This is a genomic window from Moritella sp. 28 (assembly GCF_018219435.1).
In the GTDB taxonomy this organism is placed as follows: domain Bacteria; phylum Pseudomonadota; class Gammaproteobacteria; order Enterobacterales; family Moritellaceae; genus Moritella.
Window position 1 is genome coordinate 3,397,884 of sequence record NZ_CP056121.1, and the last position, 22,540, is coordinate 3,420,423.

Consider the following 22,540-nt stretch of genomic DNA (forward strand, 5'->3'; position numbering starts at 1 on the left):
GGTGAATATGATGAAAAAACATTTTATTTTGGCACTGATGACGCTAACCATTATAACTAATAACGTGAGTGCTCAGACCGAATCCAATAAACAAAGCAGTATGATGAAGATGACAATGGACCATTCACATTTACCCATTGCGGCACCGAGTAATGCACCTAAACCCGCACTGAGCTTATCACTAACCAAAGACGCTATGTCTGGATATAACTTGCATTTGCAACTCGCACGCTACCAGTTAATGCCACCGCCAGAAGGTGTGGTGAGTATGTCTGAATTAATGTCGGCTACACGCGATCAAGAGACAGGCTTTATCGAAGGCCACGCTCATTTATATATTAACGGAATTAAAATACAGCGTGTTTATGGACTAGACGTTCATTTGCCAGCAACGCATTTTAAGCAAGGTGTGAATACAGTCTCGGTCACTTTGAATAATCATGGTCACATGTACTGGACAGTCGATGAGAAAAAAATCGTTTCTACGCTTTATATCGACGATACTTTACCTCAACTGATAAAGCATAGGTTTGACAGTTTCCCCGTGGAGAATACGGGCTAATTTGTGAGTAATAAGCATGTCAGCATTCGGGGAATGATAGAAGAATAAGGCTGAATCAGTGGCTCATATATCTACACTTAGGGTAGCTACTGCAGCCAATAAAACCTTCTTTTGTTTTACGATTTTTTCTGGGGACTAATTCACTATTACAACGAGGACAAAGTGACGCTGCTAACTCAACATTGGTAATTTCATTAGTCTGTTCTTTATCTTTGATGATCTCTTTCACATGCTTTATGTGTGCGACATGAGTTTTAATACTAGGCTGCAACTTTTTAGTCTCTAACTTATGCGCAAGCTCAATACGCTGCTGCTCAGTAAAACATACCTGATCATGATTTTTAATAAACTTGATTGCTTGATTAATGTATCCAACATTAGCAGGCATTGTCGTTTTAAACTCTGCTCGCGCAGTAAAAATAACAACAGAATGTACCGCCTCTTTCGGCAGAGATAGTAGCTCCCGTAATGTTTCGGTATGTTTGAAATTCTGCCGCAGTGGATTTTGAAAGGATGTTTTATGCTTGTATATCTGCTGAGTCCATTTAGCCTGTCGTTCTGAACCAAAGATCCACCCTTGCATATTTTTTGTTTCGATAACAAACAGTCCAAAGGGAGAAAGCAAAATATGATCTATTTGGGTTGTACCATCTTCTGTAGGTAAAGTTACATTTTTAAATAACTTATACTGCTGATTATCAAGTGCACTTACTAATTTCTTATTCACATACCACTCTCCAATCAATCCTTTAATCGTAGGAGAGCGTAATAAACTCGTAAACAATACAAGAGGAATCACAAACCAGAATTGGGATAATGCATTAATGAATAAATTAACGAAAAAATAAAAGTCCATGTATCCACCGTATAAAAAGATTAGTTCAATTGATTGAAGATAAAAATTGCTAACAACTACAATATCATAAGCTATATGTTTTCTCTTGTTAGCATCTGATATTATAGCGAAATATATGTCAGACACGATTTTCACACATAGGCTTATCATGAATCAAACAGGTATCTACGAGCAACTAATTACCCAGTTAATAGAGCAAAGCCTCAATCGAGATTCATTCTATGTGGGCGAACGTCAACTTGAGGCAGGAGAAGCCACCACTTGGTTATCACGCTTCCTCACGCGATTGATCGAAACTGTGATGGAGTCAGTACCACAAAGTAATGTTCGCATCTCTAAACAGATTGAATTAGCCAATACCATTATTCATTGGTTAAGCGACCATATTAAAGATCCAGAACTGATCTCTGATAACCTCCTTGATAGTCAAGGCAGGATCCTGACTGCTCTATTTGATAAAGCTAATCCTATTTCCGCTGATTTACCTAAACATGTTGAATCAATAATGCCATTAACTGGACTTAGCCAAAGTGAGCTCTTCAGCGGTAGCAATGCAGAACCTTCTATTGATAATGAATTACAGCGTGAAATTAAATCTTCTGACAAAATTTATTGGCTAGTTTCTTTTATCAAATGGAGTGGTATTCGTATATTTAAAAAAGAACTTGAAGAATTTGCTCGTAGTGGCAAGCAACTAAAGGTAATTACAACGTCTTATATGGGTGCCACAGATGCGAAAGCAATTGAGTTTTTAGCAGCACTGCCAAATACCGAAGTAAAACTCAGTTACAATATAAACCGTGAACGGTTACACGCGAAGTCTTATTTATTCCTACGTGATACAGGATTTCATACAGGTTATATCGGTTCATCCAACCTCTCTCATTCAGCGTTAACCAACGGCTTAGAATGGAACCTTAAAATAACCTCTCAAGAAATACCTCATATTATTGAAAAATCGGTAAGTACCTTTGAAACCTACTGGGAGTCGCCCGACTTTGAATCATTTGACGGTAAAACAGAAAGCCGAGAAAAGTTAACTAAAGCATTACGAGAAGCCAAAGGTAACTTTGACTCTAATAACACACAATATTACTTCGATATTAAGCCCTACTCCCACCAGCAAGCTATTTTAGCTAAATTACAAGCTGAGCGGGAATTACACCAGCGCTATCGAAATCTGGTTGTTGCAGCGACAGGGACAGGTAAAACCATTATTTCAGCCTTTGATTTTGCGCGTTTCTATCAAGCTAATCCCAGTGCCAAATTTATGTTCATTGCGCACCGAGAAGAGATCTTAAAACAAGCACAAGGTGCATATCGTGGCGTACTTAAAAACAGTACTTTTGGTGAGCTCTGGGTTGGTAAAAACAAACCCAGTAAATACCAACACTTGTTTGTCTCGATTCAAAGCCTAAATAATCAAATCGACACACTGAAACTCAGTCAAGACTACTTCGATTATATTGTTATTGATGAAGTTCATCACATCACTGCCGCTAGCTATAGAAGCGTATTAACGTATTTTACCCCTCAGATTTTACTCGGCCTAACAGCGACACCAGAACGTCATGATGGCGAAGATATCTTAACCGATTTTTGCAATGTCATCGCGGCAGAAATCCGCTTACCAGAAGCAATAAATCAACGCCACCTTTCCCCATTTCAGTACTTTGCTATCGATGATGACACTGACTTAACCTCGATTCCGTGGTCACGAGGCCGTTACGATGTAGCAGAGTTAACGCATTTATATACGTATAACGACCACCGAGTAATGCGGATCTTGCAAAGTCTTACCGAGATAGTTACAGATATTAATCAAATGCGGGCATTGGCATTTTGCGTCAGTAAAGAACATGCCGCATTTATGGCGCAAAAATTCACCCTGAAAGGTATCGCTTGCGACATATTAACCAGTGACAACAGCGCTGAACGAGAAATACAACAGCAACGTCTTAAATCAAAACAAATTAATGTGTTATTTGTCGTCGATATGTTTAATGAAGGCGTCGATATTCCAGAATTAGATACCTTATTATTCTTACGCCCAACAGAAAGTTTAACTATTTTCTTGCAACAACTAGGACGAGGTTTACGACTTACTGAGGGTAAAGAATGCTGCACTATACTCGACTTTGTTGGAAATTCACGCCCTGAATATGACTTTTCACAGAAATTTAGAGCGTTAGTTGGTAAAATAAATCAGTCTATCGACAAAGAAATTAAGCAAGGGTTCCCACATTTACCCATCGGTTGCCGCATTGAGTTACAAGAAAAAACTCAAGCAATGATTTTGAAAAATATTAACAAGGCAACGCTCAATAAAAGTAGACTAATAAACTTAATTAATAATTATCCGCATATAACTAGTCTGCCATTAACTCTTACTAATTTTTTATATATTAATCCAAATTTCACCGTCGAAGATATCTATAAAGTCAAACTAGGTAAATGTGGTGGTTGGTCTCGATTAGTCGCACAATGTCAATCCACAGTAGTACCCGATTTAACTGATGACTTAGCCAGTGCTTACTATCGTGCGATCAATAATCGACTACTAATATGTACTTCAATCTCTTACTTACGTTTTTTACTTAAGTTATGCCAGAACAACTTTGCCATTAACAACGATGAGATAAATAATAAACAAACACAATTGTTTGCCCTTATGTGTCACTATGACTTTTGGGATCAAGCAGGTCCAAAATTAGGCTTTAAATCATTATCACAAAGTCTACAAACATTACGACATCCACTTTTACAAAATGAACTGAGCGAGGTTATTTCGTTACTGATTGAGCGCTTAGATATCAATGAATTTACGATGCCGAACATGCACAATTTGAACATTCTATCATCTCCAATTAAGATGCACGTACGTTATCCAAAAGAACATATCCTGGTTGCATTTGGCGAAAGTCGTTTTGATAAAAAATCATCTAGTCGTGAAGGTGTATTAAATATTGCAGATATTAATACCGAGTTATTGTTCGTGACCTTGAACAAATGTGAAACGCAGTTTTCACCGACGACTATGTATCATGACTATGCGATTAGCCCGAGTTTGTTCCATTGGCAAACACAAAACAGCGCTAAGCCTACATCAGGTAAAGGACTTAGTTATATTCAACAAAAGAAAACCAATAAAACCGTCTTACTGTTTGTAAGAGAACAAGCCAAAGATGAAAATGGCCGAACGATGGGATTTGTTAACTTTGGTCCGGTGGACTTTGTAAAATACGAAGGCAGCCAGCCAATGAGTATTACTTGGAAGTTAGCTCATGAAATGCCCGCTTATTTATGGCATGAGACAGCAAAGTTAGCGATTGCTTGATCGTATTATTGACTTCGCTAGCACCAACTCTCAGTGATGCACTTTAAATACCTTGTTGATGAACAGCCAAGACTGATTTTCTTCTTAGATTACAGCCCTGCTCTTCCATGTTAACTCACATCTAGGCTAAACTATTCCCAGCTAATCAAAGGACTTGATTTAACAGAACAAAAGTAATTGTGTGTAGGTTCGATGGGAGCTGCTACCAGCTTTTACGGTAATCGAGTTGGCGGTTTTAGCTAAGCAGAAAGCAATGGCCGCTTTCCAAAAGATGCAGCAAGGATTTCACCATGAGTTAAAAGCGGTAGCAGGTGCGAATAAATCTGCACGCGGCACACCGCTCACCAGCGGCACTCGCGCGACAAACATCGCCAGAAGTAGCCGTAACGTGGCAAAATTAAACATCGTTTCACAAGTTCAAACCAGTAACTTAGTTAAGTTTAGCCAATATACCAAATTCCTCGGCAATGGCCTTGCTGTTATCGACTTTGGTAGTCGCGTTGGGAATATTCACAACAGTTATAAAGCTGGCGGCAACTGGGAACGCGAGATGTTTATTGAGTCGAGCAGTTTTGCTTTAAGTGCTATAACTGGTACAGCTGTAGTTAATGCAGGCAGCGCAGCTTTAGGTTTTCTGATGGTTGCGACCCCTATCGGCTGGGTTGGACTAATTATTGGCGGAGTAGCCGTGGTTGGTGTAGCCGTGGTTGGTGTAGCTGCGGCGGCATCAATTGGAATGAACAACGCCATCACTGAAAATAGTGGTGGATGGTATGACTCTATTATGAATTCGTTGGGGGTTAAATGAGTTTATTTTCACAACTGTTAGCTTTTGTTTTTATCTTTATGTTTTTGGCTTGCATACTTTATGTGATTTTTGGCCAAGTTACAGTACGCAAACTCAGAAACAACCCAAAAACGAAAGATCAACTTGGATTGGAATATGCCAGTGGGTGGGACATTATTAATGTAGCGCAAGCGCTGGCATTCCCACGCTCGTGGAGCCGAAAATTAGAAAAAAGCCCGCTATCCTCTATGTACGCAAACTCTCAAATCCTTTTTGAAAACACCAACAAATTTGACCGATTTCTTGGGATCGTCTTCTATTGGCTATTCATGACTTCAGGACTTACAGGTGCTTTATTAGTATTACTTAATTTTTTAGGCGTTTTCGATTAGCCACAGCAAGGACTGCGACGGTAGGTACGATGACATAATAATTTACCTCGATTTCACCTCCAAACATGTCAACTGTGAAAAACAATTAACATAGTTGAAACAACTATGGCAAGTGGTCACCACGCTATATTATGCCTCACATATCGCATTGCAAAATGCGAATACACCCAAAAACAATCCTGTGAAAATCATAATTCATTGTTTATTAACAGATATAAAGATGGCACTTCATTTGCAATATCACTTACAAGATTCGAGGGAACCGTAATATTAGTTTGTTGCTAAAAAATTCTTGGATTTTAATTTACGAAACTTAATAAAATTAAGGTGTAAGCTATGAAGAAAACTCCTCTTGTATTTTTTATGACATCTATATTACTCGCCGGTTGTGGCGGTGATGACTCAAGCCCTGGAGGTAACGCAAGTAACTCGGTAGCCAATGGGAGCACCAGTAGTGCCGCTTCTACACCAGCCCTTTTTTCAGACACAATTATACCAGCTGGATTTAACTGGGAGATGCGAAATTCGGAATTCGTTAACTTTAAGCATGTCAGTAACATTAGCCAACCTGCTGGTGTTCCACTTAGCGTTTCTGGAAAACATTATATCGAAATCTACAGTATTGATGAAAACAACACGACCAGTACAACGCCATTCTTAAAAGCCATGACCAACAAACAAGGGGAGGCAAAACTATTGCTAACGCTTTTAAATTCATGGAAAGGCATCACGGTGAAGACTCAACTCGACGATTCAGTTTGCATTAATACACTAAACAAAGAACAAATAACAGCAACACAAGTGCTTGGTTGTGACGTTATTCTTGATTCTGACTTATTATAAAGGTAGATATCGGTATGCATAAATTTAAATTAAATAAGCTCTGCTGTCTTGGTCTAATGGCATTATCAAGTTCGGTATTCACAAACTCAGCCCTCGCCCTCGCGACAACAGAAGGTACAGTCAACAATGGTGATGGTACGTTCACCTATACACAAAAAATTGATGTATCCAGTACCGCTCCGCATTATACCCCCCCAGCATCAGGCGGTTTTAATATTTCATCTGGTTATAACAACGATTTCGGTTGGCAACACAGTTTTGCAGACGTGATAAGCAACCCTTTAGTGCAAATTCAAACTGCGACATTACTCATTCGAGCCTATGATGTTGACTCAGAAGCCAGCCATGGTCTTTACGGTGAATATGATGGTATCAGTGTTGATGGCGTTGACTTAAACCCTGGTATATTACAAGGTACAAATAATACGTGGTCTGAAACCCCATTTGATGTGCCTATTTCCTATATTACGGATGATGGATTAATCAATACATTTATCGATATTGATATGAACACAGAGGGTTCGTGGGTAACAAAACTGGATTACAGTTTACTCACGATTACCTATATGGAGACAAGCAATAGTCCACCATTCAAACCAGAATTATCAATGTCGCCATCGAGTTGCGACGCGACAACTGCAAGTGATCTGGTTGTTTCTGTAACAGGTCCAACACCCGCAGATCCTGATGGCGATACCGTAAGCTACCTATATCGTTGGTATGTGGATATCGGTCAAGGTAATGTGGTTGACGATGAAGTAGCAGGTAAAACAGATCACCAAGGTGATACTGTATTATCAAGTCAGACTGTCGACGGAGAAACATGGCGTGCGCAAGTTACAGCTGTTGATTCAAACGGCCTAGTGAGTGATCCTGAATTCTCGACATGGATCTCGATTAGTACCGATTGTGACGGTGATGGTGTCGACGATAATGTCGATGATTACCCTACCGATCCAGAACGCGCCTTTAATAATTATTACCCTGAAGGAACGCTAGGGTATGAGGATCTATGGCCTGATAAAGGTGATTATGACTTCAATGATTTTGTACTTCGTCATACATTCAATAAAATCACAAATGCGGATGGGAATATAAAAGAAATTGAGATGGTAGGCTCTGCAGTTGCTCGTGGTGCGAGTTATGCAAATGCATTTGCGATTAGTTTACCTGGTACTGAAGGATCTAATATTGAAAGCTCGAATGTGACCATTGACGGTAGCGCAAGCGCCCTAACACCTGAAGCTGGCCATACTGGTGAAGCGGTGATGGTACTGATCGACAATGTGTTCGATGTATTACCGACTGGCCCGTTTCTTTACTACAACACCCAAAATGGTGATGATAGGTCGTTAATATCAGTCGCGTTCAATGCTGTATTTACGACGCCAGTTACTGTCGCGGCGCTTGGCGACGCACCATACAACGCATTCATCTATCGTGTGGGTGAACGAGGTAAAGAAATTCATCTGATGAATAAAACGCCAACTGATTTAGCTAATCTCGCGTTACTGAGTACAGGTGATGATGTTTCAGATGTTGGTACGGCTACTTACTATCAAACAACAGATGGTCATCCTTGGGCAATTCTCGTTCCTTCAGCATGGAGTCACCCATATGAATATATCGATGTATTACTTGCTTATCCACAAATGCAAGTATGGGCAGAAAGTGGCGGTGTAACGCACCCAACTTGGTATAATTTCCCTAACAATACGTATTGTTGGAAATGCTGATAACTTATAATTGATAATTGATCAACACACGCCAAGCCTAGGTTAACCCCTAGGCTTTTTAACTACTCGCTTAGTGCCTACCCCTAATTTGCATTGCAAAATGCAAATTAATCACGTCCCCCTCCCTATAAAAACTTTAACCCATTGTTTATTAACAGATATAAAGATGGCACTTCATTTGCAATATCACTTACAAGATTCGAGGGAACCGTAATATTAGTTTGTTGCTAAAAAATTCTTGGATTTTAATTTACGAAACTTAATAAAATTAAGGTGTAAGCTATGAAGAAAACTCCTCTTGTATTTTTTATGACATCTATATTACTCGCCGGTTGTGGCGGTGATGACTCAAGCCCTGGAGGTAACGCAAGTAACTCGGTAGCCAATGGAAGCACCAGTAGTGCCGCTTCTACACCAGCCCTTTTTTCAGACACAATTATACCAGCTGGATTTAACTGGGAGATGCGAAATTCGGAATTCGTTAACTTTAAGCATGTCAGTAACATTAGCCAACCTGCTGGTGTTCCACTTAGCGTTTCTGGAAAACATTATATCGAAATCTACAGTATTGATGAAAACAACACGACCAGTACAACACCATTCTTAAAAGCCATGACCAACAAACAAGGGGAGGCAAAACTATTGCTAACGCTTTTAAATTCATGGAAAGGCATCACGGTGAAGACTCAACTCGACGATTCAGTTTGCATCAATACATTAGACAAAGAACAAATAACAGCAACACAAGTGCTTGGTTGTGACGTTGCTCTTGATTCTGACTTATTATAAAGGTAGATATCGGTATGCGTAAATTTAAATTAAATAAGCTCTGTTGTCTTGGTCTACTTGCATTATCAGGCTCAGTACTAACAAATTCGGCCTTAGCAGCGGCCACAACAGAAGATACAGTCAACAATGGTGATGGTACGTTCACCTATACACAAAAAATTGATGTCTCTAGTACAGCACCCCACTATACCCCTCCAGCATCTGGTGGTTTTAACATTTATTCTTGGCATAACCAAGATTTCGGTTGGCAACACAGTTTTGCAGACGTAATAAGCAATCCCTTAGTGCAAATTCAAACTGCAACATTACTCATTCGTGCCTATGATGTTGACTCAGAAGCCTTTCATGGTCTTGCCGGTGAATATGATGGTATCAGTGTTGATGGGGTCGACTTAAACCCAGGCATATTACAAGGTACAGATGAGACGTGGTCTGAAACCCCATTTGATGTGCCTATTTCCTATATTACGGATGATGGATTAATCAATACATTTATCGATATTGATATGAACACAGCGGGTTCGTGGGTAACAAAACTGGATTACAGTTTACTCACGATTACCTATATGGAGACAAGCAATAGTCCACCATTCAAACCAGAATTATCAATGTCGCCATCGAGTTGCGACGCGACAACTGCAAGTGATCTGGTTGTTTCTGTAACAGGTCCAACACCCGCAGATCCTGATGGCGATACCGTAAGCTACCTATATCGTTGGTATGTGGATATCGGTCAAGGTAATGTGGTTGACGATGAAGTAGCAGGTAAAACAGATCACCAAGGTGATACTGTATTATCAAGTCAGACTGTCGACGGAGAAACATGGCGTGCGCAAGTTACAGCTGTTGATTCAAACGGCCTAGTGAGTGATCCTGAATTCTCGACATGGATCTCGATTAGTACCGATTGTGACGGTGATGGTGTCGACGATAATGTCGATGATTACCCTACCGATCCAGAACGCGCCTTTAATAATTATTACCCTGAAGGAACGCTAGGGTATGAGGATCTATGGCCTGATAAAGGTGATTATGACTTCAATGATTTTGTACTTCGTCATACATTCAATAAAATCACAAATGCGGATGGGAATATAAAAGAAATTGAGATGGTAGGCTCTGCAGTTGCTCGTGGTGCGAGTTATGCAAATGCATTTGCGATTAGTTTACCTGGTACTGAAGGATCTAATATTGAAAGCTCGAATGTGACCATTGACGGTAGCGCAAGCGCCCTAACACCTGAAGCTGGCCATACTGGTGAAGCGGTGATGGTACTGATCGACAATGTGTTCGATGTATTACCGACTGGCCCGTTTCTTTACTACAACACCCAAAATGGTGATGATAGGTCGTTAATATCAGTCGCGTTCAATGCTGTATTTACGACGCCAGTTACTGTCGCGGCGCTTGGCGACGCACCATACAACGCATTCATCTATCGTGTGGGTGAACGAGGTAAAGAAATTCATCTGATGAATAAAACGCCAACTGATTTAGCTAATCTCGCGTTACTGAGTACAGGTGATGATGTTTCAGATGTTGGTACGGCTACTTACTATCAAACAACAGATGGTCATCCTTGGGCAATTCTCGTTCCTTCAGCATGGAGTCACCCATATGAATATATCGATGTATTACTTGCTTATCCACAAATGCAAGTATGGGCAGAAAGTGGCGGTGTAACGCACCCAACTTGGTATAATTTCCCTAACAATACGTATTGTTGGAAATGCTGATAACTTATAATTGATAACTTATAATTGATAACATACGCCAAGCCTAGGTTAACCCCTAGGCTTTTTAGCATTAGCCCAATCTTCACTCCTAATTTGCATTGCAAAATGCGAGGCAATAAGCCAAAAAGTGTTAATAAAACCACACGCTATTGTTTATACACAAGTTAATAAGTGGTATCCCACTTGCAAGTATCCTTATAAAGTTCAAGGTTAACCTAATCCTTATTTATTATTGATAAAGCCTTGAGTTTTGCTTTAACTGATAATCATGAAATAAGGTGTACATTATGAAGGTAACTCCTTTTGTGTTTTTTATGACATCTATATTAGTCGCGGGTTGTGGTAATGGAGACTCTAGCCCAGCAGGCAACAAAAATGATGCAGGAGAAAATGGGATCAATACGAGCACCGCATCTACACCAATCATGTTTCCTGACACCATAGTACCAACAGACTTCAACTGGGAGATGCAAAGTACAAAAACCGTTACCTTTAAACATGTCAGTAATATAACCCAGTTAAACGGCGCTCCTCTTGCACTTACCGGTAAATATTATATCGAAATCTACAGTCTGAATGAAAATAACAAAACAAATACGACGCCATTTTTAAAAGCAATGACCACAGAGAAAGGTGAAGTCGAAGTGTTACTCACACTTGTAAATTCATGGCAAGGCATCACAGTAAAAAGCCAATTACTTGATTTAATTTGTATCAATACACTATACAAAGAACAAATAACAGCGACACAAGTTCTGGGTTGTGATGTGGTTATTAATTCTGATTTATTATAAAAGTAGGTAGAGGTATGCATTCATTTAAATTCAATAAACTCTGTTACCTTGCGCTACTTACACTATCCAGTTCTGTAGTAACAAATTCAGCGTTGGCCTTAGCCACAACAGAAAGTACTGTCGATCATGGTGATGGTTCATTCACCTACACACAAAAAATTGATGTATCGAGTACAGCACCACATTATACGCCGTCGGGTATTGGCTCACAAAATGGGGGCTTCAATTATTACACGAACGCATCACAGGATTTTGGCTGGCAACACAGTTTCGCCCTCATTATCACTAACCCCTTAGTTCAGATCCAAAGTGCGACGTTATGGATACGTAGTTATGATATTGATTCAGAAGTATTTCATGGTGCAACCGGTGAGTATGATGGCGTCAGTATTGATGGCATCGATTTGAACCCAGGTTTATTGCAAGGTTCAAATAACACATGGTCAGAGACAACGTTTGATATTCCGATCTCCTCTATCTCGGATGATGGTTTAATCAATACCTTCATCGATGTTGATATGAATAACTATGGCTGGGTAACCATTCTTGATTACAGTTTATTAACGATCTCCTATATAGAAACGAACAACAGCCCACCATCACAGCCAACACTATCAATGACACCAAGTACTTGTACCCAAGCTACAGATAATTTGGTGGTTAATGTAACAGGCCCGACACCGTCCGATCCAGACGGAGATAGCGTAACCTATTCATACCGTTGGTTTGTGGATGTAGGTCAAGGTAACGTAGTCGATGATGACGTGGCAGGTAAAACAGATCATCAAGGTGATACCGTATTAACCAGTCAAACCGCCGCAGGTGAAACATGGCGCGTGCAAGTCACCGCTACCGACTCAAATGGTTTAATGAGTGAGCAAGCGATTGTGACTTGGGTCGATATAGGTATCGACTGTGATGAAGATGGGGTACCAGATACAACAGATGATTACCCAAGCGATCCAGAACGCGCCTTTAATAATTTCTCGGCACAATCCACATTGGTGTTTGAAGACCTATGGCCAGACAAAGGGGATTACGATCTTAATGACTTTGTACTTCTACACACATTCAATAGAATTACGAATGCTGCAGGTGAAGTAAAAGAGGTCTTGATGATAGGTAACGCGGTGGCGCGTGGTGCGATGTATGCGAATGCATTCGCGATTAGTTTCCCGGGGACAGATTCCGTTAATATAGAAAGCGCGACGATGATAATCGATGGCAATAGCAGCACGCTGACACCTGAAGCAGGCCATACTGGAGAAGTCGTTATAGTGCTCATCGACAATATTTTTGCTGTATTACCCGCAGGCGATTATCAATTTTACAACAGTCAAGATGGGGATGACCGACCACAGGTGCCACTCGTATTTAAGATGGTGTTTACGGATCCTGTTGATGCAACGATACTCGGCGGTGCACCGTTCAATCCATTTATCTATCGTGTAAGCGAACGTGGTAAAGAAATCCACCTCGCGAATAAAGCACCGTCCGATTTAGCTGACCTCACTTTACTTGGTACAGGAGATGATGATTCGAATGCAGGAACGCAGACTTACTACCGAACGGCAGCTGGTCACCCTTGGGCACTTAACGTCACAACATCATGGCGTCATCCATTAGAATATATTGATATATTATCCGCTTATCCTCAGTTTCGAGGTTGGGTAGAAAGCAGTGGCGTGAATACTCCATCTTGGTATAACCACCCTAATAATGGCAAATGTTGGAAATGCTAATCATGCATTAATACCATCAAACCGAAGTGAGCCCCTCGTTTTTTGTTTTACATCACGAATACCTGCATAATATGCATCCATCGTCGACAATAACCACATAAAAAGTAACTATAAGATGACTATAAGTAAGTTCAATGTTATTTTGGGTTTTTATCCCATGGTATACATTAATAGGTAATTTGATGGCTAATAGCGCTGCGCAATTAATTTCATTAGTAAACGACAAAGGTGAATACACGTATGTTAACAATCACTATTGTGACGTATTAGGATATACACAAGACGTATTATTAGGAAAGAATAGCCGAGAGCTGAACTCGTCAACCATGCCTCCATCCGTGATAGAGGAAATAAGAAATACCTTGGCGCAAGGTTTCTCTTGGCAGGGAATTATTTGTAAAACAACAAGCAAAGGCAATGATGTTTGGTTTGATACCTTCATTACCCCGCAATTTGAAAACGGAAAAGTAGTTGGTCATCAAGAAGTCGGTACACCTGCAACACCACAAATGGTAAACCGAGCAAGTAATGTCTACAAAAACCTGCAAGGTAAAGGACTGCTGTTTGAGTTTACACGTACTCAACGCTTTATCCTGTTAACCTTAATCAGCCTTGTATCACAAGTCTTTATCTACAATAATTTTGGTTTCGCAGCCTCCGTTATTGCCTTCTTTGCCGCAGTAACACCAATGCTTGTATTCTGGCAAGACATCATCCCAATGGCACAAAAAGCGCAACATATGCAATCTACGTTTGATAGTGTCAGCCGCCAAGTGTATTTTGGTAAAGGGACCGCCAGCGTCTTTGATTTTAATATGGGACTTTTAAAAACGAAAATAAAAGCCATTTTAGAACGTACTTTAGATTCAACTAAACCAGTGCAAAACGTGATTAAAACCGTCTCACTCGGGACAGAAAAAATCAGAACGAACTTGGTAAATCAACAACAAGAATTAACCGAAGTAAGCACTGCTATGTCGCAAATGCTCACCTCTACCGATGAAATTGTACGTAATAGTGTCGAAACATCAGATGAAATTACCGCCACCTTTAAACTGTGTGAAATGGCCCAAGACGGCATTAACACAACCACGATTGAAATTAAACAACTCGCCAATGAAGTGGAACAAGCATCTACCGCCGCAGACAAGCTCAATACCGAAGCGCAAAATGTGGGGAGTTTGATGACTGACATTCAATCGATTGCCGACCAAACAAATCTATTGGCATTGAACGCAGCTATTGAAGCGGCGCGAGCAGGCGAACAAGGCCGTGGTTTTGCCGTGGTAGCAGATGAAGTACGTACCTTGTCATCACGCACACAAGATACGGCTGAACACATTCATTCTAGCTTATCGACCATGCTAGAAACAATTAATGACTGGCTCATTATGATGAAAAAAAACAAAAACAATGCCGATCAGTGTGTCGATAAAGCTGAACAGTCAGATCAAGCCATTGCCATCATTCATGAGAAGATGCAGCAACTGTCACAGCTATCGATGCAAATTGCTACGGCAGCTGAAGAGCAAAGCATGGTATCAAATGAGATCAACAACCACGTTATCGATATTAAGCAAGGTTCAGAACAGAACTGGCAACATACCGACACCGTGGTGGCACAAATGGATGAATTGAAAAGCGATATTGATACGATTAGTAATTTGGCGAAAACCTTTATTCCAGCAAACTAAAACTGGTATGTCGCGACTAACGTTTGCAGCTCAACGGCAATATTCTTTATCCTTGAACTTGATTGACTTGTTTCGTTGGATTGCTTCGCGGTTTCTCGCACAGTTGCATTAATGCTCATGATGTTCTGATTTATCTTAGTCGACATCACGCCCTGCTCTTTGGATGCTCGTGCAATATTGGTATTTAATTCAAATATCTGTTGTACGTTATCACTAATATCATCGAGTATTTCAATAAAATTAGCTGCATCTTGCGCGGTGCTTAATGCACCCGCAGATCCGTTTTGCATGACATCAACCGTACTAAACACATTTTGCTGTAGATTTTCAATGAGCGCTTGAATTTGTACTGTCGATGCTGCTGTCCGTTGTGCTAGTGTCCTCACTTCATCCGCGACAACAGCAAATCCGCGTCCGTGAGCTCCAGCGCGAGCGGCTTCTATGGCAGCATTGAGTGCAAGTAAGTTAGTCTGTGCGGCAATGTCACGAATAACATCCAACACAATACTAATGCTATTGCCATTTTCAGCGAGATTATTCGCGACATCTACCGAGGACTGTAATTGTTCAGCAAGCGTATTAATCGAATGGCTAACATGATGAATGGTCGCTTTACCTTGTAATACTGATTTATTCGCTTCTTCGGCAGAATTGGCGGCAACATGTATATTTTGCGTAATATGTTCTGTCGCCGAGACCATCTTAGATACCGCATCAGCTAACTGATCCGACTCCACTTGTTGCGTCACTGCTAATTGATGTGCCTGAGATGATACTGTCGCATTGATTTTAGACGCTTGTTCTAAATGTTCTGAAAAAATGGGTATTTGATTAAATGTGTTTTTTAAATTATCCACAAATTGATTAAAGTATTTGCAAATCAACGTAATTTCATCCCTGCCACTGATTTTTAAAGACACGGATAAATCGCCCGACTTTATGGCTACATCGCGAAGGTGCGACTTCAACAAGTCCAAACGTGTATTGATAGAATAAGAGATGGATAGAACTGCAGAAACAATGATTATAATAAGCAATATTGTTATCAATAATAATTGATTATAAATACGGTCATTTTGCGCAATAATGTTCGTTTCTAATTCATGAGTCAATTGGTGATAAATAGCCTCTGTTTTATGTATTGAATCACGCATCACTCCCTGAAACCCCATATCTGGAGATAGGCCAAACTGCTGATACCCATCAAAAAGTTGCATAAATTTAAGACGGTAATCCGTCATTTTCAATTCAATTGCTCGCTTCACTGTGACATCAAGTGCTGATTCCTTCAAATGTAGATTAAAAAGTAAATAATTACGCTCAAATTTTTGTTTATACTTTTGCTGTTTTCGTAACATAAAGTCTTTTTCATTACGTCTTAACATAAGAATATCAGCGGTTAACTGCAACTGGGTTGATTTTCTCACTAATGATTCAGCATCATGTACCGATCGCCTTAAGCTGCCACGTAAACCAGTGTCATAAGTGAAACCAATCTTTTGATAAATAGCGACTATATTATAAAATGAATATTGATAATCTTTAAGATACTGTAATAGATTGACCAGTTCAGCGTCTTTCCCATTCTCCCAATCTAATCCTTCAACTTTCTGCTTTAATTGATTAATTCGAGCCGTTAACTGTTCATAATTACGCTCAAATTTGGTCTGATACTTAACATCTAGTCGGGTTAAAAAATCCTTCTCATTTCGACGTAACTGCAACATATCAACTTCACTATTTTTCACTAATACTAATGTTTCATTCAACATTGCGATGTTGTTAAACGAACTCAGTGCAATCATAGATAAGACAACAAGACATAAAGAAACAAGCCCAGCTAAACCTGACAGCTTTACCTTGATCGACAGGTTGTTCATATTTAACTCCTTTTAAATAATAAAATTAAGGTGTCTAAAGGTTAATACCAATACAGCAGATCGCCCTATGAAACGGGTATTCCTCCCTCTTATTAAAAGGTATATTAGATAGGCTTTATAATACTTAGTGGTTTGCTTTTTTCAGTAACTGATCGCAATAAATCAATTAATACTCATGGCTGAGGCACAGGAAAAGAAATTACCGACTTTAGTCGTATAAACAAATTAGAAATATTTGCTAAAGAAGAAAAGGAACAAAAGGATAATATTAACTTACCCCTTAAGGGTTGATAATTAAAAATGCACATACGTTATTTTTATGATGGATAGGTTACGGTGCAAATTATCTGATCCAGATAACAATAAATATTGTAAAATTAAACTAAGCTTTAGGCCTCAAAATTTTAAGTTCAAGTTGTAAAGCCGTTATGTATTACGATAAATTCACCATCCAACTAGCAACCCCTTCAGATGAACAAGATTACCTCATCATCTTAGTCGGAGATGAAAAAGGCATTAGCCAGCTATTGATTGATAATGATACCAAAGAAATTAACATTGCTGCCGACTGGCAACACTCCAGTACTTTTTTTAATGACGCGAAGCAACAACTACGTGAATACTTCAATAATAAACGCCACGTTTTTGAGTTAGAACTAAACCCTGCGGGTACCGTGTTTCAACGTCATGCGTGGCAGCAATTAACTAAAATACCGTATGGTGAAACACGCCGTTATAAGGACATTGCAGCGGGACTGGGTAATCCAAATGCATCAAGAGCGGTAGGTATGGCCAATAACAAAAACCCTATCCCGATTATTATTCCGTGCCACCGGGTGATTGGCGCGAATAATAAACTAGTGGGCTATGCTTATGGCTTAGAATTAAAACAGCAACTACTCTCTATCGAAAAAAAGAGATAATCAAAGTACTTCTTGCTGTTACCAACGGATAGTGTACCAGCAAGCGATACAGCGCAGTGTTACTGTTATTTGATATTAAGAAATGTAATCATGTTGCTGGACACTATTCATTAATAGTCTAGGCTTTAGTCTTCTCAGATTCGAGCGAATGATAGTCCGCGCTTTTTCACGAGAAATGGATAAGCGCTCACCAATTCCTAACAAGCTCAACGGCTCCTCGCCTGTTAACCCAAACCGCAATTCAACGACACGACGTTCACATTCAGGTAAATTTTCTAATAACGCTAAAAGATAATCGCGCGTGCTGCCACCTTCAATCTCTTCACTCGGTGTACTTACCGAGTCGTCTTTAATGATATCAGCAAGGGTGGTGACCGAATCATTTCCCGTAATAATGCCTTTATCTAGACTCAATTCATTAAAATAATACGACATTATTTCCATTACTTCATCTACATCGGTTTCGAGTACCTTAGCAATCACAACCAAGTCATTATCACTGCCAACATCTAATCCGAGCTCTCTGGCAACCTTAGCAATACTTTTGTGCATTTTACCGACATGAATGGGGATACGAATGGTACGAGCGCTATTCATGATACAGCGCTCAATGTTATTTTTTATCCACCAAATAGCATAAGTAGAAAAACGATAGCCTTTATTCGCATCAAATTTTTCAACCGCTCGGATTAATCCTGTGTTCCCTTCTTGGATTATATCGACTAAAGGAATAGCGCTATACTGGTAACGTTTAGCAACGCTAATCACTAAACGTAGATTGGCTTCAATCATACGGTTTTTGGCGCGTAGATCCCCCTTACCAACAGCGACTGCAACTTCATATTCTTCTTCTTTTGTCAGCAGCGTACTTTTTTTATTCACTTGTTGCATATACGCATCTAATGCATTTGATTCCTGAGATAATTCCATTTTTCAGTCCTATGAAGTCTTAACGGCTTAACGGCTTAACGGCTTAAACCTTATATAAATATTCCGATCTAATACTGTCATCAATCACCTTATAAAATCATTAGAACACTCAAGAGTATCAATAACTAGGTACTCATAATGTAATAATAAAATAATGTAACAAGGTTTCACGTTTATGTGTAGTACTTCAAATAATACTGATCAAAAATATCTGGTCAGATCAATTAGCATTGACAAACGGGTTATTTATTACATCATGGTAAATACGTAAATCATTGATACTAAAGACAAAGCGGTATCATTAACTATTTCATACAATTACCGCAACAAAACAGCCCGTAGTCGACACTATTTCTTCGCTGTTGGGTCGATTAATGATATTAGCAGTCGTATAATGATGAAAAAGAAGCAGCATAAGGATGATAATGCAATTTTCAACACTAGGTAGTAGCGGTTTGTCTGTGTCCCGAGTCTGTTTAGGCAGTATGACGTGGGGTTTTCAGAATAACCAGCAAGACGCCAATCAACAAATCGAATACGCGTTATCACAGGGCGTGAACTTTATAGATACGGCTGAGATGTATGCCGTGCCGCCGTCAGCAGAGACCTATGGTAAAACAGAGACTATTATTGGAAATTGGCTAGCGGCCAACCCACATCGTCGTAAAGACATAGTGTTAGCCACTAAGATTGCAGGCCCCGGATTACCTTGGGTACGTAACGGTGGACCGATTACTGGTGATGCTATCGTTCAAGCTGTAGACGCTTCATTAAAGCGTCTACAGACCAGTTATATCGACTTATTCCAGCTACACTGGCCAAACCGCCCTAATCCGCACTTTAGTCAGCACAGTCCCAATAAGATCCGCTTTAGTGATATCAATGCGGCCGACCATACCGCACAAATGCTTGATATTTTACAAGGGTTAAAACGTTGTGTTGATGCAGGCAAGATCCGCTTTTGTGGTTTGTCTGATGATACCACCTGGGGAATTAATACTTACCTGAAGCTCAGTGAGCAATATGACCTGCCACGCATGGTGTCAATTCAAAATGAATTCAGCTTATTGCACGCGAAAGACTGGCCCTACTTAATCGAAAACTGTGTGCATGAAAATATCGCCTATCTACCTTGGTCTCCGCTGGCGACAGGCATGTTATCAGGAAAGTATTTAAACAATGCGCGACCAGAAGGCAGTCGCTGGACATTCTCGCAACGCAATAAATTATATAGAAATACTGAAAGTGCCCACCTTGCGACTGCAGAATATGTTGATATTGCCCACCAGCACGGTCTTACACCAGCACAGTTGGCTTTAGCTTGGTGCGATCAAGTAGATGGTGTCACATCGACCATTATTGGTGCGACAACACTACCGCAATTAAAAGAAAACATTTCTGCCTTTTCAACGCCGCTAACACCACAAGCATTAGCGGATATTGAATCGGTATTTAAACGTTATCCAGCACCGTTTTAATAAAAAAGGCTATTTAGTTAACTAGATAGCCTTTAATCTAATAAGTCCGATGTTCAATATTAATCAAAATTAACAGTCACTCTATGCCCAGAAGATTCTATTTCACGCTTATGTTGCCAGTTAAAACGTGCAGTGAGTTTGTCAGTTAATTTAACCCCCAAGCCAAACCCCAAATCATTTGTGCTACTGTCATTCACCATAGTAGTATCAATATCGTCATTCACATTACGAATGACAACCTGCCCTTGCTGTTGGCGAATTGTCACAACACCCGTATCGGTGTGCTGAAATGCATTACGGATCAAATTAGCGAGTACAATTCGGCAGGCAGTGGCTGGTAATTCCACTTGCCATTCACTGGTATCAAGTTCAACGGTTACTGATTTACCGCGTAATAAATAGCTTAAATCGTCCACTGTTTGCATGATTTGTTCGTCTAATTTAACAAGTTCAGGCGTTAATGATAATGACTCATCTCGACTCAACCACAGCAAGGTTTCAGTCAAATGACTCATGGTAAAGCCCGCGCGTTCGATGCGTTCAATAACTTGCAGTTGCTTGGTTGTCATAGGTGATTTACTGTTGATTTTATTCAACAGTTCAACATTAGTACGGATAACCGCGATTGGTGTACGTAATTCATGGCTGGCATTACGCAAAAACTCATGTTCGCGATCAAGGCTCTCTTGCACCGAATTAAGGCTGCTATGTACAATTGTCGCTAAAGTGTTCAGCTCTTTGTATTTAAATTCTGGCGGCGGTTGCTGCAAGCTTTCAGTATTCAATGACTTGGCCCAATCTCGTAATGCTTCGACAGGCGAGGCAACACGACGCATCACCATCATTAATAACAAAGCAAACACCGCAATGCCACCTAAACCAAATACTGGGATCCAGAAAAACTGAGAACCGGGTCCACCGGACAAGCGAGCATGTAAATCGCCCGAATAGGACTTATAGATATACAATAATTGCCCTTGTTTCGTTTCCATCACCATCAAAAAGTGCACAGCACTCGGCGGCGAAAATAACTCATCTTTAATAATATACTTGTTTAATTCGAACATATTCGTCGGTGGTGTTACAAAATGGTCTCTCGCCTCAGCGGGGAGATCTTGCCAGCGACTTGAGACATAGAAATCCAGCAACATTTCAGGCTGGCCATCTTGTACTTCTAGCCCTTCTGTATCAGCAACTTCGACCATAGTACCGCGTAATACCGAGTCCATGCCTTCAACAAAATAATTAACCGTGAGCGCAGAAAACATAATGGCCATACAGACACCAAGAAACAACATTGCGCCAAGAAAATATAATCGTAAACTGGGTCTTAATTTCATAACATAAACCTATTTAGAGGAAACTCGTAGCGCAAAGCCGACACCTGATATGGTATGCAATAATGGCGGCACATCACCCGCATCCAATTGTTTACGTAAATTATAAATATGCACCTTTAAACTATTACTATCGGGTTGGTCGTCACCCCAGACAGCCTGCATCAACTTTTCTCGAGAGACAGGATTAGGTGTTGCACGCATTAATACTTCGAGTATTTTCCACGCGATGGGTGATAGCTTTAACAACTGCTGAGCACGGTATGCCTGTTTTTGTTGTAGGTCTAACTCTAAATCAGCCAAGCTTAAGCGTTTAACCTGACCACTACGACGGCGGGCTAAAACCTGCATACGCACTATCAGCTCCGCCATCGCAAACGGTTTCACTAAATAATCATCGGCACCAGAATCAAAGCCCTCTAGCTTATCATCCAAACTATCGCGCGCTGTCAGCATCAACACCGGGGTATCAATGCCCTGCTCACGCATATGCTTACAAACTGTTAATCCGTCCATTTTAGGCAGGTTTAAATCCAGAATAATCGCTTGGTAATCATTATTGGTGATCATGTTTAAACCTGCTAGTCCGTTTGCCGCATGGTCACACTGAATGTCTTCCAGCTCTAAATAATCAACCACAGCAGTCGCTAAATCTAAATCATCTTCCACTAACAACAGGTTTAACATTTTGATTTACCCTTAAATTAATTTTACCATTTAGCAC

18 protein-coding genes are annotated in these 22,540 nt (G+C 40.2%); 13 read left to right on the plus strand and 5 right to left on the minus strand.

The genetic code is table 11. From position 1 onward, the window contains the following. Nucleotides 1-7 precede the first annotated feature (7 nt). Complete coding sequence (locus HWV02_RS14995) at nt 8-562, plus strand: hypothetical protein (RefSeq protein ID WP_211688482.1); 555 nt, start codon at nt 8-10, stop codon at nt 560-562. A gap of 55 nt (nt 563-617) precedes the next feature. On the opposite strand, the gene HWV02_RS15000 is transcribed toward HWV02_RS14995, so the two are convergent. Continuing rightward, complete coding sequence (locus HWV02_RS15000; protein ID WP_211688484.1) at nt 618-1,418, minus strand: NERD domain-containing protein; 801 nt, start codon at nt 1,416-1,418, stop codon at nt 618-620. 148 nt (nt 1,419-1,566) lie between these two features. On the opposite strand from HWV02_RS15000, the gene HWV02_RS15005 reads away from it, so the two are divergent. From HWV02_RS15005 to HWV02_RS15050, 10 genes are all read left to right on the plus strand, one after another. Beyond that, nucleotides 1,567-4,755: a DUF3427 domain-containing protein gene (locus HWV02_RS15005; RefSeq protein ID WP_211688486.1), complete on the plus strand. Its 3,189-nt coding sequence runs from the start codon at nt 1,567-1,569 to the stop codon at nt 4,753-4,755. A 253-nt stretch (nt 4,756-5,008) separates the two neighbouring features. Beyond that, the gene (locus tag HWV02_RS15010; protein WP_255550361.1) at nt 5,009-5,563 is read left to right on the plus strand and encodes a hypothetical protein; all 555 of its coding nucleotides are present in this window, start codon (nt 5,009-5,011) and stop codon (nt 5,561-5,563) included. Then, nucleotides 5,560-5,934 carry a hypothetical protein gene (locus HWV02_RS15015; RefSeq protein ID WP_211688488.1) on the plus strand — a complete coding sequence of 125 codons (375 nt, stop codon included), beginning with the start codon at nt 5,560-5,562 and terminating at the stop codon, nt 5,932-5,934. Before HWV02_RS15010 ends, HWV02_RS15015 begins: the two co-directional genes overlap by 4 nt. Before the next feature lie 336 nt (nt 5,935-6,270). After that, nucleotides 6,271-6,777, plus strand: a complete 507-nt coding sequence (locus HWV02_RS15020; protein WP_211676581.1) for a hypothetical protein — start codon at nt 6,271-6,273, stop codon at nt 6,775-6,777. Between the two features lie 14 nt (nt 6,778-6,791). After that, entirely contained in the window at nt 6,792-8,513 is a 1,722-nt protein-coding gene (locus HWV02_RS15025) for an LruC domain-containing protein (RefSeq protein WP_211688489.1), read from the plus strand. 282 nt (nt 8,514-8,795) lie between these two features. Next, on the plus strand, nt 8,796-9,302 hold the full coding sequence (locus HWV02_RS15030; RefSeq protein ID WP_211676583.1) for a hypothetical protein: 507 nt from the start codon (nt 8,796-8,798) through the stop codon (nt 9,300-9,302). Nucleotides 9,303-9,316: 14 nt separating this feature from the next. Beyond that, nucleotides 9,317-11,038, plus strand: a complete 1,722-nt coding sequence (locus HWV02_RS15035) for an LruC domain-containing protein (protein ID WP_211688492.1) — start codon at nt 9,317-9,319, stop codon at nt 11,036-11,038. Nucleotides 11,039-11,325: 287 nt separating this feature from the next. Further along, nucleotides 11,326-11,832: a hypothetical protein gene (locus HWV02_RS15040; RefSeq protein WP_211676585.1), complete on the plus strand. Its 507-nt coding sequence runs from the start codon at nt 11,326-11,328 to the stop codon at nt 11,830-11,832. Nucleotides 11,833-11,846: 14 nt separating this feature from the next. Beyond that, complete coding sequence (locus tag HWV02_RS15045; protein ID WP_211688494.1) at nt 11,847-13,574, plus strand: LruC domain-containing protein; 1,728 nt, start codon at nt 11,847-11,849, stop codon at nt 13,572-13,574. 182 nt (nt 13,575-13,756) lie between these two features. After that, nucleotides 13,757-15,268 carry a methyl-accepting chemotaxis protein gene (locus HWV02_RS15050; protein WP_211688496.1) on the plus strand — a complete coding sequence of 504 codons (1,512 nt, stop codon included), beginning with the start codon at nt 13,757-13,759 and terminating at the stop codon, nt 15,266-15,268. Here the strand turns inward: HWV02_RS15050 and HWV02_RS15055 are convergent. After that, nucleotides 15,265-17,148: a methyl-accepting chemotaxis protein gene (locus HWV02_RS15055; RefSeq protein ID WP_211688498.1), complete on the minus strand. Its 1,884-nt coding sequence runs from the start codon at nt 17,146-17,148 to the stop codon at nt 15,265-15,267. The genes HWV02_RS15050 and HWV02_RS15055 overlap by 4 nt on opposite strands. Before the next feature lie 428 nt (nt 17,149-17,576). Between HWV02_RS15055 and HWV02_RS15060 the strand changes: the two genes are divergently transcribed. After that, nucleotides 17,577-18,071, plus strand: coding sequence for a methylated-DNA--[protein]-cysteine S-methyltransferase (locus HWV02_RS15060; protein ID WP_211676589.1), 495 nt, complete (start codon nt 17,577-17,579; stop codon nt 18,069-18,071). 75 nt (nt 18,072-18,146) lie between these two features. Here HWV02_RS15060 and HWV02_RS15065 read toward each other — a convergent pair whose 3' ends face one another. Next, complete coding sequence (locus tag HWV02_RS15065; RefSeq protein WP_211676590.1) at nt 18,147-19,001, minus strand: RNA polymerase sigma factor RpoD/SigA; 855 nt, start codon at nt 18,999-19,001, stop codon at nt 18,147-18,149. Between the two features lie 425 nt (nt 19,002-19,426). On the opposite strand from HWV02_RS15065, the gene HWV02_RS15070 reads away from it, so the two are divergent. Beyond that, nucleotides 19,427-20,479: an aldo/keto reductase gene (locus HWV02_RS15070; RefSeq protein ID WP_211688499.1), complete on the plus strand. Its 1,053-nt coding sequence runs from the start codon at nt 19,427-19,429 to the stop codon at nt 20,477-20,479. A 59-nt stretch (nt 20,480-20,538) separates the two neighbouring features. On the opposite strand, the gene HWV02_RS15075 is transcribed toward HWV02_RS15070, so the two are convergent. Continuing rightward, the gene (locus HWV02_RS15075) at nt 20,539-21,819 is read right to left on the minus strand and encodes a HAMP domain-containing sensor histidine kinase (protein WP_211688501.1); all 1,281 of its coding nucleotides are present in this window, start codon (nt 21,817-21,819) and stop codon (nt 20,539-20,541) included. A gap of 9 nt (nt 21,820-21,828) precedes the next feature. Continuing rightward, on the minus strand, nt 21,829-22,503 hold the full coding sequence (locus HWV02_RS15080; protein WP_211672247.1) for a response regulator transcription factor: 675 nt from the start codon (nt 22,501-22,503) through the stop codon (nt 21,829-21,831). Between the last annotated feature and the right edge of the window lie 37 nt (nt 22,504-22,540).

Excerpts from the sequence above, each read along its gene's own strand:
- HWV02_RS14995 (WP_211688482.1), top strand. The coding sequence starts at position 8 with ATGATGAAAAAACATTTTATTTTGGCACTGATGACGCTAACCATTATA.
- HWV02_RS15000 (WP_211688484.1), bottom strand. The coding sequence starts at position 1,418 with ATGGACTTTTATTTTTTCGTTAATTTATTCATTAATGCATTATCCCAA.
- HWV02_RS15005 (WP_211688486.1), top strand. The coding sequence starts at position 1,567 with ATGAATCAAACAGGTATCTACGAGCAACTAATTACCCAGTTAATAGAG.
- HWV02_RS15010 (WP_255550361.1), top strand. The coding sequence starts at position 5,009 with ATGGCCGCTTTCCAAAAGATGCAGCAAGGATTTCACCATGAGTTAAAA.
- HWV02_RS15015 (WP_211688488.1), top strand. The coding sequence starts at position 5,560 with ATGAGTTTATTTTCACAACTGTTAGCTTTTGTTTTTATCTTTATGTTT.
- HWV02_RS15020 (WP_211676581.1), top strand. The coding sequence starts at position 6,271 with ATGAAGAAAACTCCTCTTGTATTTTTTATGACATCTATATTACTCGCC.
- HWV02_RS15025 (WP_211688489.1), top strand. The coding sequence starts at position 6,792 with ATGCATAAATTTAAATTAAATAAGCTCTGCTGTCTTGGTCTAATGGCA.
- HWV02_RS15030 (WP_211676583.1), top strand. The coding sequence starts at position 8,796 with ATGAAGAAAACTCCTCTTGTATTTTTTATGACATCTATATTACTCGCC.
- HWV02_RS15035 (WP_211688492.1), top strand. The coding sequence starts at position 9,317 with ATGCGTAAATTTAAATTAAATAAGCTCTGTTGTCTTGGTCTACTTGCA.
- HWV02_RS15040 (WP_211676585.1), top strand. The coding sequence starts at position 11,326 with ATGAAGGTAACTCCTTTTGTGTTTTTTATGACATCTATATTAGTCGCG.
- HWV02_RS15045 (WP_211688494.1), top strand. The coding sequence starts at position 11,847 with ATGCATTCATTTAAATTCAATAAACTCTGTTACCTTGCGCTACTTACA.
- HWV02_RS15050 (WP_211688496.1), top strand. The coding sequence starts at position 13,757 with ATGGCTAATAGCGCTGCGCAATTAATTTCATTAGTAAACGACAAAGGT.
- HWV02_RS15055 (WP_211688498.1), bottom strand. The coding sequence starts at position 17,148 with ATGAACAACCTGTCGATCAAGGTAAAGCTGTCAGGTTTAGCTGGGCTT.
- HWV02_RS15060 (WP_211676589.1), top strand. The coding sequence starts at position 17,577 with ATGTATTACGATAAATTCACCATCCAACTAGCAACCCCTTCAGATGAA.
- HWV02_RS15065 (WP_211676590.1), bottom strand. The coding sequence starts at position 19,001 with ATGGAATTATCTCAGGAATCAAATGCATTAGATGCGTATATGCAACAA.
- HWV02_RS15070 (WP_211688499.1), top strand. The coding sequence starts at position 19,427 with ATGCAATTTTCAACACTAGGTAGTAGCGGTTTGTCTGTGTCCCGAGTC.
- HWV02_RS15075 (WP_211688501.1), bottom strand. The coding sequence starts at position 21,819 with ATGAAATTAAGACCCAGTTTACGATTATATTTTCTTGGCGCAATGTTG.
- HWV02_RS15080 (WP_211672247.1), bottom strand. The coding sequence starts at position 22,503 with ATGTTAAACCTGTTGTTAGTGGAAGATGATTTAGATTTAGCGACTGCT.